The following is a 14,608-nucleotide window of genomic DNA, read 5'->3' as shown; positions in this document are numbered from 1 at the left end:
TCGGACTTGACCGGTCGTAGCGAGGACATGGCCGTTTTGAGTCAGTTTTTGGGCTCTTTTAAGGCGAATAGTGGTTCTATTTAACGAAAAAGAGTACAGAAAATGGCCAAAATCGGATGTTCCGCAGTAGATCAGTGTTAAGTCCGACAGGCTGCTAGGCGCGGATATACAGGCCCAGAGCACAGCCGATACGGATTTAGCCGGGCAACGGCTTGCTGACCACCCGCAACTGACAGAACTGGTGAAAGCCTTCGGCCGAGCCATGAAAGCCATAACCGCTCTGGCGCGCCCCCACCCAGGGACACTCCACGGTGCCAAAGCAGCTTTTGTTGACGCCGATCATACCGGCTTCCAGATGCCGCGCCACCTGCCAGGCACGGTCTTCGTCTTCACCGAACACCACCGCGCCCAGACCATACTCGGTACTGTTGGCCAGAAGCAGCGCCTCCTCAAGATTGTCATAACCCTGAATACAGAGCACGGGCCCAAAGGTTTCCTGCTGCATGATCCACATATCGGAGCGACAATCGGTCAGTACTGTGGGGGTAATATAACGCGGCGGGTGATCCGTACCGCCATGGAGCAAACGCGCCCCCGAGGCCAGCGCCTGCTCGATTTGATCCAGTACATGCTGGCGCTGTCGGTCATGAATCATCGGGCCTAGCCTGGACTTCGCATCGTGCCAGGGGCCGGTAACATACTGTGCCGCCCCCGCCTGTACCCGCTGCTCGAAGCAGGCGAGCACCTGGCGATCAACATAGACCCGCTCGGTCGCAACACAGACCTGACCTGCATTCTCGAAGCTGTTGGCACAGGCAAACTCGGCGGCGGCATCGAGGTCGGCATCATCCAGCACCAGCAGCGGATCCTTGCCTCCCAGCTCCAGCATCAGCCGTTTGAGCCCAATGGCTGCGCGGCTCATGATGTCCTTGCCCGCGTCACGGGAACCGGTAAAGGCCACCATGTTGATATCGGCCTCCACCAGCGCCCGTCCCTGCTGATCGGGTCCCTGCACCACCTGCAGCACACCTGGTGGCAGGTGGCGATTGAGTACATCGGCATAGGCCTGACCAATCAGCGGCGTTTCCTCCGACGGCTTGAACAGCACCGTATTGCCGCACAGCAAAGCCGGCAGCAGCATCCATTGCGGCATGGACATGGGATAGTTCCAGGGGCTGATCACGGCGCATACGCCCAGTGGATCATAGTAGAGCGTCGACTCGGTATCGCCATCACTGCTGCGCCGCGACTGCAACGCCGCCACCGCCTGCTTGACCCGCGGCTCGATACTTTGGGCACAGAAGCGCACCTCGCTGATTCCCTTGCGCAGCGGCTTGCCCATTTCCTGGCTCAGCAGTTCACCGAGACGCTCAGACTCCTGTTGCAGATCCTCGGCGGCACGCAGCAGGCATTCACCCCGGGCCTCAATACTCAGATGACTCCAGTCCGACAACGCGTCCCTCGCCGCGCACACCAGCGCAGGCATGGCATCCAGCGACGTGGTCTGGATTTCACCCACAGGTTCTCCCGTGGCGGGATTCAGGGAGATCAGATAAGTCATGGCAACACCTCCTTCGGCCTGACCTTAGGATAGTTGCTGCCTGACCCAGTCGCGAGCCCGGCGCCCCTAAGACGCCTTTGCAGGGCTTCTGTGCCGCGGATTTCACACTGGACTCACAGGGGCGCTGCTAAGGTGCCCGGCAATAAATCGTACTCAGCACAGGGAACCACGCCACCGATGAACGCACTGGAAACCCTCAATCAGACACTGTTCCTGTGGATTAACGCCACTGACCCGCAGCCCTGGCAACTGATGCTGAGCCGGATAGCCGCGCGCGATCTGATCTGGCTGCTGCCAGCGGGCCTCACCCTGGGCTGGCTTTACGGCGGTCTGCGTACCCGGCTAGCGCTGCTCGGCGCCGCTCTGGCGGCGGGTATTGGGCTCGCCCTCAATCAGATCATCGCCCTGCTCTGGTACCACCCCAGGCCATTTGAAATACCCCTCGGCCAGACGCTACTGCCCCACGCCACCGAAAGCTCTTTCCCCAGCGATCATTTCACTCTGTTCATGGCGATCGCCTGCAGCCTGATACTGGGCCAACAACTGCGCACCTGGGGTCTGTGGCTGCTAAGGCTTTATCGCCTGCTGGCCGGGCCACTGATTCGCCGCGGCTGGGTGTTTGCATGAGCCGCTACGAGCCCCTTCACTCACCCCTGCAACTGCAACCGCTGCAGCCACTGCCGCGCCAGCCACTGCTGAAAACCGGTTACAGAACTCCAGCCACCAGCGCCCTGCAGGCGGGCACTGCGCCTGTGGGCTGGCGCCAGCTTGGGCTTTTGCCGCTGCTGCTGTTCATAGTCGCCGTGGCACTGCTGGAAGCCTACGGGCTGGATCTGAAACTGGGGGATCTGCTGTACCGGCTGGAAGGCCAGCAGTGGGCGCTGCGCGAACACTGGCTCACGGCCGGGGTTATCCACAACGGCGGCCGCCTGCTGAGCTTCGGGCTGCTGCTTGTCGCCCTGCTGGGCTGGACTCTGAGCTGGATTCGCCCGAGCCTGAGTCACTGGCGACCTAGCTTGAGTTATCTGATCAGCGCCGTGCTGTGCAGCCTGCTCATCGTTAATATCGCCAAGCATCTGACCGGTCTCGACTGCCCCTGGACACTGCAGCGCTATGGCGCCGATCACATCTACCACTCCCTGTTCAGCCTGGACCCGGCAACGACCAGCGGCGGCAGTTGTTTCCCCGCAGGGCACGCCAGCGCGGGTTATGCATGGGTCGCACTCTACTTCCTCGCCCTGCACCATCTCGGTGGCAGCTCGGCGCGGGCCCGCCGGTATAGACGCCTGGCGTTGCTGCCGGGGCTCGGGCTGGGGCTCATATTCGGCATTTCCCAGCAGCTGCGCGGCGCCCACTTTGTGTCCCACGACCTCTGGACCCTGGCGATTTGCTGGTTCAGCGCATTGATTCTTTACCGCTGGCGTTTGTGGCCCAGACCCGCCGGGCCCAAATTCTGCTACAGTCGCATTTACGCCGGGACCTCCGGCTCCTAATCATGCTGTGACAAAGCAGGAACCGTTGATGCTATGAACGTGCTGGTTGCCGACGATGATGCCGATATCCTGGCGGGCATTGTGGACTTCCTTCAGTGGCGCGGCATCGAAACCGACTGCGCCCGCCACGGCGCCCAGGTGCTCGAGCTGTGCCGTCGGAATCAATACGACGTACTGATACTCGATATCATGATGCCCAGGATCAGCGGGCTCTCGGCCTGCGAACAGCTGCGCGCGCTGGGGGTCACCACGCCCATCCTCTTTCTCACTGCGCTGGATACGCTGGACGACAAGGTGCGGGGCTTTCGGTCCGGCGCCGACGACTACCTGGTCAAGCCCTTTGCCATGGCAGAACTGGTGTGCCGGGTCGAGGCCCTGAGCAAGCGCGAATCCCGTCAGATGCTGCGCCGCTTGTCCTTTGGGCCCCTGACACTGGATGTCGAACAGGCCACCGCCAGCCGGGAAGGCCGCCCCCTGACCCTCACCGCCCAGTCGTTCAAGCTGCTCAAGCATCTGGTGGCCAAGGCGCCCCGGGCAGTGCCCCGGGAAGAGCTGGAACAGCTGCTCTGGGGCGACGACCTGCCCAACAGCGATGCCCTGCGTTCACTGCTGTATCAGCTGCGCATGCAGCTAGACAAACCCTTCAGCCAGCCCATGCTCACCACCGTGCGCGGCATCGGCTTTCAGCTGACACTCCCAGGGGACACCGAAGCGAATGAAACAGAGCTTTAGCCGCAAGATTCTGCTAACCGTCGGACTCTCGGCCTGCCTGATCATGAGCCTGTACTGGCTGCTGGGGTGGCAGATGATCGAGCGCATCGAATCCGAAAGCGTACAGCGTTTCAGCAACTATATAGGCGCCCAGGTCGATCGCGTACTGGCCAGCGAAGCGCCGTCCGAAACCCTCAAGTTTTTCGACATTCTGCATTTCTACGCCAGTAGGGATTTGCTGCCACAGGAGCTGCAAGCGTTCACGACAGTGGGCACCCACCCGCTGCCCAACGACAACCTGCTGGTGATTCGCCCGCACCCGATCAGTGGCGATTTCTACTACATGGTGCTGCAGCCGCTGGAAGAACTGCTCGAAAGTGAGGCTCAGGAAGCCGCCGAGGTCGGCCTGGTCATGGGCGGTATTGCCCTGATCACTTTTGGCGCCATGGGACTGACACTGCTGATTGCCTGGCATCTGACGGTACCCATCCGCCAGCTCAGCCTCCAGCTGGCCGATATAGACCCTACCAACCCGCACCTCGAGCCGCTGCAGCGCAACGACGAGATCGGCTTTATGAGCCGCCAGTTCGCATCCCTGCTCGAACGGGTGTCGGACTTCATCCAGCGCGAGCGGGACTTCACCCGATTTTCCAGCCATGAACTGCGCTCGCCGGTGATGGTCATCCGCAGCTCCGCCGACCTGCTGCGGGAAACCCTGCCCGCCGACAACCTCAGCCAGCGCGCCTTGAAACGCATCGACGATGCCACGACCCGCATGAGTCAGCTGATCGAGGCCTTTCTCTGGCTAGGCCGCGAGAACAAGACCCGCAGTACCGCACCGGTCAATCAGGCAGGACTGAAGGCCGTGATCGAAGAGCGCCTTGGCACCCATCCGGAGCTGCGAGCCCGCGTCACCTCACTGACCCTGGCGCCCTGCAGCTGGCCGGTGCCGTCTTTTATTCTGTCGGTGATTATCGACAACCTGCTGCGCAATGCCCTGGTACACGGCAGCGGCGATATCGCCATCAGCAACGACAGCGACAGCCTGCTGATACAGAACCCCATCGGCGATACTCCGCCGGACGAACGCGACAGCCATGGCTATGGTCTCATGATCGTGGAACAGCTCTGCGCCCAGGCCAACTGCCGATTCGAGCTGGAGCAGACAGCGGAACTGTTCAGCGCCAAGCTGATCTTCACGCCTGCCTGAGGCTGAACTCTGCAACAGTTATTGCCCTAAGATCGCCAAAGCCCCAGAGCACCCCGCGCCCGACAGGGCCGAGCCCCAAACGCAAGAGCCCCGGCCAGTCACCCGGCCGGGGCTCTTGCAACGCTCGTCTCTCGTAAAGCGCCTCGCATTAGCTCATGGATACAGCAGCTGTGGCCGTGATTTTCAGATCAGGCGTTGCAACTGAAACATTTCAGCTCAGGCCGGACCCTGCCCCTGGCGCGGATTCTCGAACTGGATGATGGCCGGCTGAGTCTGCTGCACGCTGCCTGTGGGCAGCGGCTGACGGCAATCGTCAAAGATATCCAGCCCAGGCTGATACACAGAGGTTGTGACTCCCATCAGCCCCAGCACCGAGTGCGCCAGGTTGTCGTGACTCAGAGCCTGCTCACGCTTTGCCCCCAGGCAACTGGAATCCAGCCCGGTGCGCAGCTGCATGCCATCGGACAGCCAGGCCATAAAGGGCACATGGGTCTGCTCTTTAGGCGCAAACATATAGGGCATGCCGTGCAGGTAGATATTGCCCTCCCCCAGAGACTCACCATGATCAGACATGTACAGCATGGCGGTGTCGTAACCCTGCTGTTCGCTTTTGAGGAAGCCGATCACGCGGCTGAGAAAGTAGTCGGTATAGAGAATGCTGTTGTCGTAGGCATTGAGAATCTCGCTCTGGCTGCATGACTGCAGCTGGGTACTGCGGCATACCGGGGTAAACGTCTCGAACTGTTGCGGATAGCGCAGATAATAGGCCGGGCCATGGCTACCCTTTTGATGCAGTACGATCACCGCATCCCCTGTCGTACTTTTCAGATATTCATCCAGCGCACTGAGCATGCCTTCGTCGTAACACTCCTCGGCCACACAGAACTCCGGCAGCTCAAACACGGCGGTTTCCTGGCTATCCACCCGATCACAGACGCCCTTGCAGCCCGAATTGTTGTCCCTCCAGAGCACCGTGACACCTGCATGCTGCAATACATCCAGCAGGTTTTCACGGTGACTTTCCGCCGCCTTGTCGTAGCCGTCACGACCGTTGAGAGAAAACATGCACGGCAGGGATTCCGCCGTACTGGTGCCGCAGGAGGCAGTCTCCCCGAAGCTCAGCACCGGCAGGGCATTGAGCTGCGGATTGGTATCACGCCCATAACCGTTGAGGCCAAAGTTCATCGCCCGAGCGGTTTCCCCTACCACCAGCACCAGCAGCTTGCGCTTGCCATCCTCGATCGGATCGGCCACTTGCCGGGCATCTTCCCCCAGGCGCTGCAACGGCACACTCACCGGATCATAGGCACCCATGAGGTAACGGATGCCGTAGTAGAGGTAATTGGAGGGCACCGCCAGATTGCGGATCTGGCGGTTATTGCGAAACAGCGATGAATAGTCCTTGTAGAAGAGCACGCCATTGGCACCGATCACCATCAGGCACAGAAACAGCACCGCCGCCCGCCCTCTGAGCTCGGCAAATACCGGCCGGTAACGAATGCGGATGCACATGACCAGCAGCACTGGCAGCACGCCGGACAGCAACAGATGCAGCATCAGGCCGGCATTGAGCAATTCGCCGGCTTCGGCGGTATCGGTTTCGAACAGGTTCTGCACCATGCTGCGATCCACCAGAATGCCGTAGCTGTGCATGAAATAGGACACCGCGCTGGCACTGAGCAGAATAAATATGGCCAGAGGCTTGAGGACCTGACGAAAGCCGACCAGGGTCAGGAAAAACTGCAGCACCGCCACCATGAAACTGAAAAAGGCCGCCATGAAGAGCCAGGCTGCAATCTCGCTTGATGCCGGTTGCGCCGATATCAGCTGCCACAGCGGACCGTTATAGAACAGTGCCAGTACGGCACAGAGCAACAGTCGAAACTGGCCACTGGACAGCGTCAACTGCAGGCCTTTCAGGCGGGATACTTGCAAAGCGGTCTTCATGGCAACACTTACTCATGGCAGCAGAACTATGCGGCCAAAGTGTAGACCCCGGTGTGTGAGTGCCATGTGAAATCCAAACGGCCGCGACTCCCTAATCCTTGCTCCTTGCGCCCTGTTTGCACCCGGCTCCCTATCAGAGCATCAGAGCGGCTGGCGTGCCTCTGCGGCCTGCCGGTAGCGCCTAAGGCAGGCGATCAGCGTCATGGCAGCGAATACCACCGGTAGCATCAGCCAGTTCATCATCACCCAGCCAAGGGATGCCTCCAGCCAGCCGGCCGCCAGGGCCGACAGCGCCACACTGCTGAACACCAGAAACTCGTTGGCCGCCTGGGTACGGGCCTTTTCGGCGGGCCTGTAGGCTCGGGTCAGGAAGGAGGTCGCGCTGATAAACATGAAACACCAGCCGGTCCCCAGCAGCACCAGTGCCAGCCAGAAGTGCCAGTGGCTCTGGCCCAGCAGGTTGACCAGGATACAGAGCAGCATCAAAGCACCACCGGCCTGCATCATGTGCGGCGCCCCAAAGCGCTCCACCAGGCGCCCGGTAAAGAAGGCCGGCACGAACATGCCCAGCACATGCCACTGAATGACGAGGGCCGAATCATCGAAGCTGAAACCGTGGCGAATCATGGCCAGGGGCGTGGCACTCATCAGCAGGTTCATCACCGCATAGCTGACCATGCCCGCCACCACCGCCATCACAAACACCGGCTGGCACAGGATCACTCCCAGCGGGCGCTGCGGCGCATCCGACGCAGCCGCCGAAGGCGCTGCCAGGCGCACCGCACGCAGCAACAGCAGCGCCAGTGCATAGAGCCCGAAAAGCCCGATAAAGGCCCCCAGAAAAGGGGTATCCGTAAACCAGCCGCGACTGTGAATGGCGAGGTTCGGTCCCAGCACCGCGGCCAGTACACCACCGGCCATGACCAGGGAAATGGCCCGACTCTGCTGCGCAGGCGGCGCCGCCTCGATGGCGGCAAAGCGGTACAGCATGCCAAAGCCGATACCGATACCCAGCAGGAAAGTGCCAAGATTAAAGCCCCAGAAGCTGGCCTGCAGCAGGGCCAAGCCGCTACAGGCCGCGCCCAGCAGACCGATAAGGTTGCCCAGGTAAAAGCCGTTCTTGCGGCCGATGCGCTGCATGATCAGCGATGCCGGAATCGTTGCCACCATCAGGCCGATAAACTGCATCGCCATGGGCAGGGTGATCAGGGCTACCGACGGCGCCAGTTCCTTGCCGATCAGCGCATTGACCGATACCAGCAGGATATTGCCGGTGTTGAGCAGCGCCTGGCACAACGACAGCAGGATAACATTGGCATTAAGGGCACTTGCCGGGCGTCCCAGCGTCATGAGAAAAATCCTTGTAGCTGTGAGGGCTGGACAGAAAAACGCTGCCGATATTCGGAGGGGCTGATACCCAGTCGCTTGATAAAAATGCACCGCATCCGGTCTGCGGAGCCGAAACCGCAGTGCTCGGCAATCGTCGACAGGGAGCCGTCAGCCTCCTCCAGCGCTCGCTGGGCGCGCTCGATACGCACGCGCTCGATGAAATCGCCAGCGCTGAGGTCCAGCTCTCGCCGGAACAGTCGAGAGAGGTGCCTTGGGCTCACCGCCGCCCGTTCAGCCAGGGACTCGAGGGTAAACCGACGGGCCGGCGCCTGCCGGATACCCTCAACCGCCCGGCGAAGTGGCGCCGACATCGGCGCCTGCTGTACCAGGCCCGTACTGAATTGGGACTGGCCGCCGGGGCGATGCATGAACATCACCAGTTCACGCGCCACGTCGGCCGCGAGGCGGTGTCCCTGGTCATCCCGCAGCAGCGCCAGCGCCAGATCGATACCGGCGGTCACCCCGGCCGAGCTGTAGATGTTATGGTCGCACAGATAGAGCGCATCGGGTTCGACCCGGATATCGGGATGCCGATCGGCCAACCGCCGGCAATGCTTCCAATGGGTCACGGCCCGCCGGCCGCGCAGCAGCCCCGCCTCGGCCAACAGGAAGGCGCCGGTGCAGACCGACCCCAGCCGCCGCACCTCGGTGGATCTTGCCACCAGCCAGTTCGTCAGCAAGCGGTCGCGACAGGCCGCCTCGACACCGTAACCACCGGCCACCAGCAGGGTGTCCAGGTCGCCGGTATCACAGAGACCGCGCTGCGCCAGCAGCACCATGCCGGAGTTGGTTACCACGGGGCCCGGATTGCGGGCGATAATCACCACCTCGTAACCCGGCGCGGGCAGCAGCTGATTGGCGGTGGCGAAGACCTGCAGCGGACCCGCCACATCGAGTAGCTGGCAGTCCGGATACGCGAGTACGGCGATAGTCTTCATCCTGTCGAGCTCCAAAGGTGAGACCTGCGTAGGAACGGCGCCCCGCCGTGAATGAATTCGGCACCGAGCGTATTCTTGCTGCCCAGTATGCTCAGCGGCGGGCATGTCCACAATGACAAGAACCCGTCAAATCCAGACATTCTAAAATTCGGCGCGCCGAACGGATCCGGGTTGCGCTTTGCGCCGTCCCCCCCATACTTGAACGTGCCATGCCAAACTCCCGAGCTTTTCCATTTCAGCGCCGCGACGGCCAGGTACGCGTACTGTCGCTGAATATCCAGGTCGGCCTGCAGACCTCAAGCTACATGCACTATGTAACCAGATCCTGGAAGCATCTGCTACCGACCCGGGGTGCACGCAACAATCTGGAGCGCATCGCGGAGCTGGCGGGCCACTTCGATGTGGTCGCACTGCAGGAGTGCGATGCTGGCAGCCTGCGCACGGCCCAGCTGAATCAGGTGGCTCACCTGGCAGAACGCGCCGGTTTCCCGTACTGGCACGCCGCCATTACCCGGGATCTGGCGCCCTTTGCCCGCCATTGCCTGGGCTGCCTGTCGCGCTGGCCGTTGCGTGAAATACAATTTCACCCCCTGCCCGGCCGTCTGCCGGGGCGTGGCGCCCTGGAAGTGGAGGTGCAGCCACCGGGCTACGCCCCCCTGCGCCTGATCATTGCTCACCTGGCCCTGGGCCGCCAGACCCGGGCCCGCCAGCTGCATTTTCTGGCCGAACTGATCGGCCGCGACAATGATACCCTGCTGCTGGGCGACCTCAATTGCGACCTGCAGGAACTCCATGCCCATCCCGGTATCCGCGATGCGGCCCTGCGCACGCTGCACGATGGCGAAACCTTCCCGAGCTGGCGCCCCAGGCGCTCACTCGATCATGTGCTGGCAACACCCAGGGTCGATGTCATCGATGCCAGGGTGCTGGATGAGCGCCTGTCGGACCACCTGCCCATTGCCACCCATATCCGCCTGCGGCTCGACCCTAGACCCGGCACTTAGCCCAGCCGCTACGCCTAAAGCCGCGCCAGCAGCACCTGGCGGATTTCGTTGTCGCTCAGCACCAATGGATTGGTTTTCATGCTGTTACCACCGCTGCCGGCTATCACCCTGGGCAGATCGGCTTCAGTCATGCCGAAGGCCGACAACCGGGGTAGCTCGCACTGTTCAACCCAGCTGTCGAGCAAACCGACCAGCGCATCACAGCCCGCCTCGATGCTTTCTTCTTCGGCGCCCAGCCAGCACGCCACCTGGGCGTATTTTTCCAGCGCAGGGCTTGCGGGCAAGCGCTGGCGCAGCGCCGCTATGTTCATCGCCGTGGCTATCGCCAGCAGAGTACCGCAGGCTACGCCATGGGGAATGGGAAAGTAGGCCCCCAGCGGCGACGCCATGCCGTGTACCGATCCCAGCCCTGCCTGAGCCAGACAGATACCGGACAGCATGGCGGCATAGGCCAGCTGGCTGTAGTCCTTTACCGGGGCAGCTGCCGCTGGATCAAAGCCCGCCACAAAAGCCTGGATACCGCTTCGTGCCAGTGCATCGGTAAATTCGCTGGCACGGGTAGATACATAGGACTCCAGCAACTGCGTGAAGGCATCCATGGCATTGGCCATCAATACCTGGGGCGGGCAGCTGTGCAGCAGGTCCGGGTCTAGCAGGGCGATACGCGGCAGCAGTTTTTCATCCCGGAAGGATTTCTTGAAGCCGCCGACGCCATGGCGCGTCAGCACCGCGTTCTTGGTCATTTCACTGCCGGTGCCGGCAGTTGTCGGCACCGCCACCAGCGGCAGGCCCGGGCCAGGATAGGGCAACTCTGGCCCGACGCCTTCCAGGTACTCCATCACCGAGTGCTGCACCGACAACAGGCCGGCGATGGCCTTGGCCGCATCCAGCGCGCTGCCGCCCCCAATCCCCAGCACCACATCGATGCCATAGTCGCCGTAGTGGCTGACCACCTCATCCACCTGTTCGGGGCTGGGTTCGCTGGCAATGGATACCTGCACCCATGCCAGGCCTGCAGCCTTTAACTGGCCCTGCAACTGCGCCCAGTGCTCGCTGCCGGTAAAGGACCGGCCACCGGTGACGATCAGCACCCGCGTACCCTGGCTCGCCAGCACAACCGCCAGCTGATCAAAGCTGCCGGCGCCAAAAATGATACGCGGCAGTGCCGCCACACCAAAGGGAGCGATACCCAAAGAGCCTGTGCCTGTCATGCTGAGCTCTGATTCCGTACTGCTCATGTTCCACTCCTCTGTCCTTACCGGCTACCCCGGCGGATTCGCTATGCACCATAGCCAAAAAAGCCGGCTGCCCCAAGGGGCAGCCGGCCGGATGCGCCAGTAATCAGTGCAAGGAATTATCCCTTGCGGCCCGCTTCCCAGCTTTTCAGCAGCTCTTCGTAGGGTACGGTTTCACCCTGGGGCTTCTCGTTGGCCAGTTTCGCCTTGGGCGCACCCGGCTGTTCCAGCCAGTAGCTGGCGTCGCGCGGCTCGTTCAGCTTGGGACCACAGTCGCCCTGAACACCGGCACGTTCAAGACGCTGCAGCACCTTGTCCTGGGCGGCGGCCAGGCCATCGAGAGATTCCTGCGGGGTCTTCTCGCCGCTGGCCGCTTCCGCAATGTACTGCCACCACAGCTGCGCCAGTTTCGGGTAATCCGGCACGTTGGTTCCGGTGGGTGTCCACTGGGTACGGGCCGGGCTGCGGTAGAACTCGACCAGGCCGCCGAGCATCGGTGCCGCTGCGGTCATGGCATCGGAGTTGATGTCAGACTCGCGGATCGGTGTCAGACCCACCAGGGTCTTTTTCAGCGACACGGTTTTGGACACCGTGAACTGCGCATACAGCCAGGCCGCCAGGCGCTGTTTTTCCGGGGTGGAGTTGAGGAAGGTCCAGGAACCGGTGTCCTGATAACCCAGCTTCATGCCCTCTTCCCAGTAAGGCCCCTTGGGAGAGGGCGCCATGCGCCACTTGGGCGTGCCATCTTCGTTCACCACCGGCAGACCCTTCTCGGTCATGCTGGAGGTAAAGGCGGTGTACCAGAAGATCTGCTGCGCCACGCCACCCTGCGCCGGCACCGGGCCGGCTTCAGAGAAGGTCATGCCCTGGGCTTCAGGCGGGGCATACTTGCGCAACCAGTCAACGTATTTGGTGGTGGCGTAAACCGCCGCCGGGCCATTGGTGGCACCGCCGCGTTCAACGCTGGACCCCACCGGGCTGCAGCCCTCGACACGGATGCCCCATTCGTCCACCGGCAGACCGTTGGGCAGACCCTTGTCGCCAGCACCGGCCATGGAGAACCAGGCATCGGTAAAGCGCCAGCCCAGGGACGGGTCCTTCTTGCCGTAATCCATGTGACCGTAGACACGCTCACCGTCGATTTCCTTGACCTTCTCGCTGAAGAACTCGGCGATATCTTCATAGGCGGACCAGTTTTTCGGCACACCCAGCTCGTAACCGTAGATGTCCTTGAACTTGGCTTTGAGGTCGTCACGGGCGAACCAGTCGGCACGGAACCAGTAGAGGTTGGCGAACTGCTGATCCGGCAGCTGATACAGCTTGCCATCGGGGCCTGTGGTGAAGTCCAGACCGATAAAGTCCGGCAGATCCAGCGTCGGCAGGGTGAAGTCCTTGCCATCGCCTGCGATCATGTCGGAAATGGGCACCACCTTGCCGTAGCGAAAGTGGGTGCCGATCAGGTCGGAGTCATTGATGTAGGCATCGTAGATATTGCGGTCGGACTGCATCTGGGTCTGCAGCTTTTCAACCACATCACCTTCCTGGATCAGGTCGTGATTGACCTTGATACCGGTAATTTCCTCAAACGCCTTGGCCAGCACCTTGGCTTCGTATTCATGGGTGGCAATGGTTTCAGATGCCACATTGATGGTCATGCCGCGGAACGGCTTGGCCGCTTCGGTAAACCACTGCATTTCGGTGATCTGCTGCTCAGGCGTCAGGGTCGAGGTGTCGAACTCCTCGGCGGCCCATTTGTTGGCAGCATCCAGATACTGATCCGCATAGGTTTGCACACTGACGCCCAGGGTCGCAGCGGCAATGGCAACACGCAGCAGCAGAGCCTGTGGCAATTTATTATTCTTGATCATCGTCAACCTCATTGGAGTTGATTGCATTTCAGGTGGCCGCAGCAACGCCGTGTCGCCTTGATCCAGCCTGTCTTTCTTATTACCGGCACGGCCTTGCGACCGTTGTCGGGGCTTGGGTTAAGCAGTCTTGCGTAAAACACCCTTGCAGGTTTGGTTTCAGCCCCAGCGCAGCACGATCGCCAGCCAGATGACCGAGATGCCCAGCGGCAGCCACAGCGACATGTCGGTCAGACCGACGTACGTCAGGTGGAAGTAGGCGCTTGCCAGCAAACCGATAAAGAGGCGGTCGCCGCGGGTGGTGGAGATCGGCAGAAAGCCCTTGCGCTCGACACAGGGCGAGTACAGTTCATAGGCCGTCATGCAGACCAGAATGATGCCAATGGTGGAAAAAAATATTGCGACCGGTAAGGTCCATGCCATCCAGCTAATCATGCGTCGTCTCCTTATACCCGGCCCAGGGCAAAGCCCTTGGCTACATGGTTGCGTACAAACCAGATCACCAGCAGACCCGGCAGGATAGTGAGCACACCGGCGGCGGCCAGCACACCCCAGTCCACCCCGGTGGCCCCGACGGTACGAGTCATGATGGCGGCGATGGGCTTGGCGTCCACCGACGTCAGGGTGCGTGCCAGCAGCAGCTCGACCCAGGAGAACATGAAGGCGAAGAAGGCCGTCACACCGATGCCCGAACGGATCATGGGCAGGAAGATGCGCACGAAGAAGCGCGGGAAGCTGTAGCCGTCGATATAGGCGGTTTCATCGATTTCCCGCGGCACACCGGACATGAAGCCTTCCAGAATCCAGACCGCCAGCGGCACGTTGAACAGGCAGTGGGCCAGGGCCACGGCGATATGGGTATCGAACAGCCCGACCGATGAGTACAGCTGAAAGAACGGCAGCAGGAAGACCGCAGGCGGTGCCATGCGATTGGTCAGCAGCCAGAAGAACAGGTGCTTGTCGCCGACAAAGCGGTAACGACTGAAGGCGTAGGCCGCAGGCAAGGCCACCAGCAGGGTAATCACTACATTCATCGAGACATAGATGATGGAATTGATATAGCCGGAGTACCAGGTCGGATCGGTGAAGATCACCATATAGTTGTCGAAGGTAACGTTGCTCGGCCACAGGCTCAGGGACCCCAGAATTTCTTCATTGGTCTTGAACGACATGTTGACGAGCCAGTAGATGGGCACCAGCAGAAACAGGATATAGAGCGTGATGCCGAAAGCTTTGCGTTTGGTCATGTTCATGA

13 protein-coding genes are annotated in these 14,608 nt (G+C 61.3%); 5 read left to right on the top strand and 8 right to left on the bottom strand.

Annotated features, from left to right (window positions below; translation table 11 throughout):
- Positions 1–196 precede the first annotated feature (196 nt).
- Positions 197–1,561: an aldehyde dehydrogenase family protein gene (locus MRS74_RS09600; protein ID WP_254580063.1), complete on the bottom strand. Its 1,365-nt coding sequence runs from the start codon at positions 1,559–1,561 to the stop codon at positions 197–199.
- Positions 1,562–1,738: 177 nt separating this feature from the next.
- On the opposite strand from MRS74_RS09600, the gene MRS74_RS09595 reads away from it, so the two are divergent.
- From MRS74_RS09595 to MRS74_RS09580, 4 genes are read left to right on the top strand one after another with little or no spacing between them, the layout of a single operon-like run.
- On the top strand, positions 1,739–2,188 hold the full coding sequence (locus tag MRS74_RS09595) for a phosphatase PAP2 family protein (protein WP_254580062.1): 450 nt from the start codon (positions 1,739–1,741) through the stop codon (positions 2,186–2,188).
- Positions 2,185–3,054, top strand: coding sequence for a phosphatase PAP2 family protein (locus tag MRS74_RS09590; RefSeq protein WP_254580061.1), 870 nt, complete (start codon positions 2,185–2,187; stop codon positions 3,052–3,054). The genes MRS74_RS09595 and MRS74_RS09590 overlap by 4 nt, the downstream gene beginning before the upstream one ends.
- A gap of 33 nt (positions 3,055–3,087) precedes the next feature.
- A complete protein-coding gene (locus MRS74_RS09585) occupies positions 3,088–3,786 on the top strand; it encodes a response regulator transcription factor (protein ID WP_254580060.1) in 699 nt (232 codons plus the stop codon).
- Positions 3,770–4,975, top strand: coding sequence for a sensor histidine kinase (locus MRS74_RS09580; protein WP_254580059.1), 1,206 nt, complete (start codon positions 3,770–3,772; stop codon positions 4,973–4,975). Before MRS74_RS09585 ends, MRS74_RS09580 begins: the two co-directional genes overlap by 17 nt.
- Before the next feature lie 216 nt (positions 4,976–5,191).
- Here the strand turns inward: MRS74_RS09580 and MRS74_RS09575 are convergent, their stop codons facing one another.
- The 3 genes from MRS74_RS09575 to MRS74_RS09565 all read right to left on the bottom strand — a co-directional run bounded on the left by MRS74_RS09575 (position 5,192) and on the right by MRS74_RS09565 (position 9,249).
- Positions 5,192–6,922, bottom strand: coding sequence for a phosphoethanolamine transferase (locus tag MRS74_RS09575; RefSeq protein ID WP_254580058.1), 1,731 nt, complete (start codon positions 6,920–6,922; stop codon positions 5,192–5,194).
- A 141-nt stretch (positions 6,923–7,063) separates the two neighbouring features.
- Entirely contained in the window at positions 7,064–8,272 is a 1,209-nt protein-coding gene (locus MRS74_RS09570; protein ID WP_254580057.1) for an MFS transporter, read from the bottom strand.
- Positions 8,269–9,249, bottom strand: a complete 981-nt coding sequence (locus MRS74_RS09565; protein ID WP_254580056.1) for a GlxA family transcriptional regulator — start codon at positions 9,247–9,249, stop codon at positions 8,269–8,271. The genes MRS74_RS09570 and MRS74_RS09565 overlap by 4 nt, the downstream gene beginning before the upstream one ends.
- 209 nt (positions 9,250–9,458) lie before the next feature.
- Here MRS74_RS09565 and MRS74_RS09560 point away from each other — a divergent pair, with 209 nt between their 5' ends.
- Entirely contained in the window at positions 9,459–10,253 is a 795-nt protein-coding gene (locus MRS74_RS09560; RefSeq protein ID WP_254580055.1) for an endonuclease/exonuclease/phosphatase family protein, read from the top strand.
- A gap of 14 nt (positions 10,254–10,267) precedes the next feature.
- On the opposite strand, the gene MRS74_RS09555 is transcribed toward MRS74_RS09560, so the two are convergent.
- The 4 genes from MRS74_RS09555 to MRS74_RS09540 all read right to left on the bottom strand — a co-directional run bounded on the left by MRS74_RS09555 (position 10,268) and on the right by MRS74_RS09540 (position 14,606).
- A complete protein-coding gene (locus MRS74_RS09555) occupies positions 10,268–11,491 on the bottom strand; it encodes an iron-containing alcohol dehydrogenase (RefSeq protein ID WP_254580054.1) in 1,224 nt (407 codons plus the stop codon).
- A gap of 116 nt (positions 11,492–11,607) precedes the next feature.
- Positions 11,608–13,356 carry an ABC transporter substrate-binding protein gene (locus tag MRS74_RS09550; RefSeq protein WP_254580053.1) on the bottom strand — a complete coding sequence of 583 codons (1,749 nt, stop codon included), beginning with the start codon at positions 13,354–13,356 and terminating at the stop codon, positions 11,608–11,610.
- Between the two features lie 156 nt (positions 13,357–13,512).
- On the bottom strand, positions 13,513–13,785 hold the full coding sequence (locus MRS74_RS09545; RefSeq protein ID WP_254580117.1) for a DUF2160 domain-containing protein: 273 nt from the start codon (positions 13,783–13,785) through the stop codon (positions 13,513–13,515).
- Between the two features lie 14 nt (positions 13,786–13,799).
- The gene (locus tag MRS74_RS09540) at positions 13,800–14,606 is read right to left on the bottom strand and encodes a carbohydrate ABC transporter permease (protein WP_438362325.1); all 807 of its coding nucleotides are present in this window, start codon (positions 14,604–14,606) and stop codon (positions 13,800–13,802) included.
- Positions 14,607–14,608 lie beyond the last annotated feature (2 nt).

The organism is Marinobacterium sedimentorum, from assembly GCF_024267675.1.
Taxonomy (GTDB): Bacteria; Pseudomonadota; Gammaproteobacteria; order Pseudomonadales; family Balneatricaceae; genus Marinobacterium_A; species Marinobacterium_A sedimentorum.
This window is presented reverse-complemented; position numbering and strand designations above follow the sequence as displayed.

Excerpts from the sequence above, each read along its gene's own strand:
- MRS74_RS09575 (WP_254580058.1), bottom strand. The coding sequence starts at position 6,922 with ATGAAGACCGCTTTGCAAGTATCCCGCCTGAAAGGCCTGCAGTTGACG.
- MRS74_RS09560 (WP_254580055.1), top strand. The coding sequence starts at position 9,459 with ATGCCAAACTCCCGAGCTTTTCCATTTCAGCGCCGCGACGGCCAGGTA.
- MRS74_RS09580 (WP_254580059.1), top strand. The coding sequence starts at position 3,770 with ATGAAACAGAGCTTTAGCCGCAAGATTCTGCTAACCGTCGGACTCTCG.
- MRS74_RS09550 (WP_254580053.1), bottom strand. The coding sequence starts at position 13,356 with ATGATCAAGAATAATAAATTGCCACAGGCTCTGCTGCTGCGTGTTGCC.
- MRS74_RS09585 (WP_254580060.1), top strand. The coding sequence starts at position 3,088 with ATGAACGTGCTGGTTGCCGACGATGATGCCGATATCCTGGCGGGCATT.
- MRS74_RS09555 (WP_254580054.1), bottom strand. The coding sequence starts at position 11,491 with ATGAGCAGTACGGAATCAGAGCTCAGCATGACAGGCACAGGCTCTTTG.
- MRS74_RS09590 (WP_254580061.1), top strand. The coding sequence starts at position 2,185 with ATGAGCCGCTACGAGCCCCTTCACTCACCCCTGCAACTGCAACCGCTG.
- MRS74_RS09565 (WP_254580056.1), bottom strand. The coding sequence starts at position 9,249 with ATGAAGACTATCGCCGTACTCGCGTATCCGGACTGCCAGCTACTCGAT.
- MRS74_RS09595 (WP_254580062.1), top strand. The coding sequence starts at position 1,739 with ATGAACGCACTGGAAACCCTCAATCAGACACTGTTCCTGTGGATTAAC.
- MRS74_RS09540 (WP_438362325.1), bottom strand. The coding sequence starts at position 14,606 with ATGAACATGACCAAACGCAAAGCTTTCGGCATCACGCTCTATATCCTG.
- MRS74_RS09600 (WP_254580063.1), bottom strand. The coding sequence starts at position 1,561 with ATGACTTATCTGATCTCCCTGAATCCCGCCACGGGAGAACCTGTGGGT.
- MRS74_RS09570 (WP_254580057.1), bottom strand. The coding sequence starts at position 8,272 with ATGACGCTGGGACGCCCGGCAAGTGCCCTTAATGCCAATGTTATCCTG.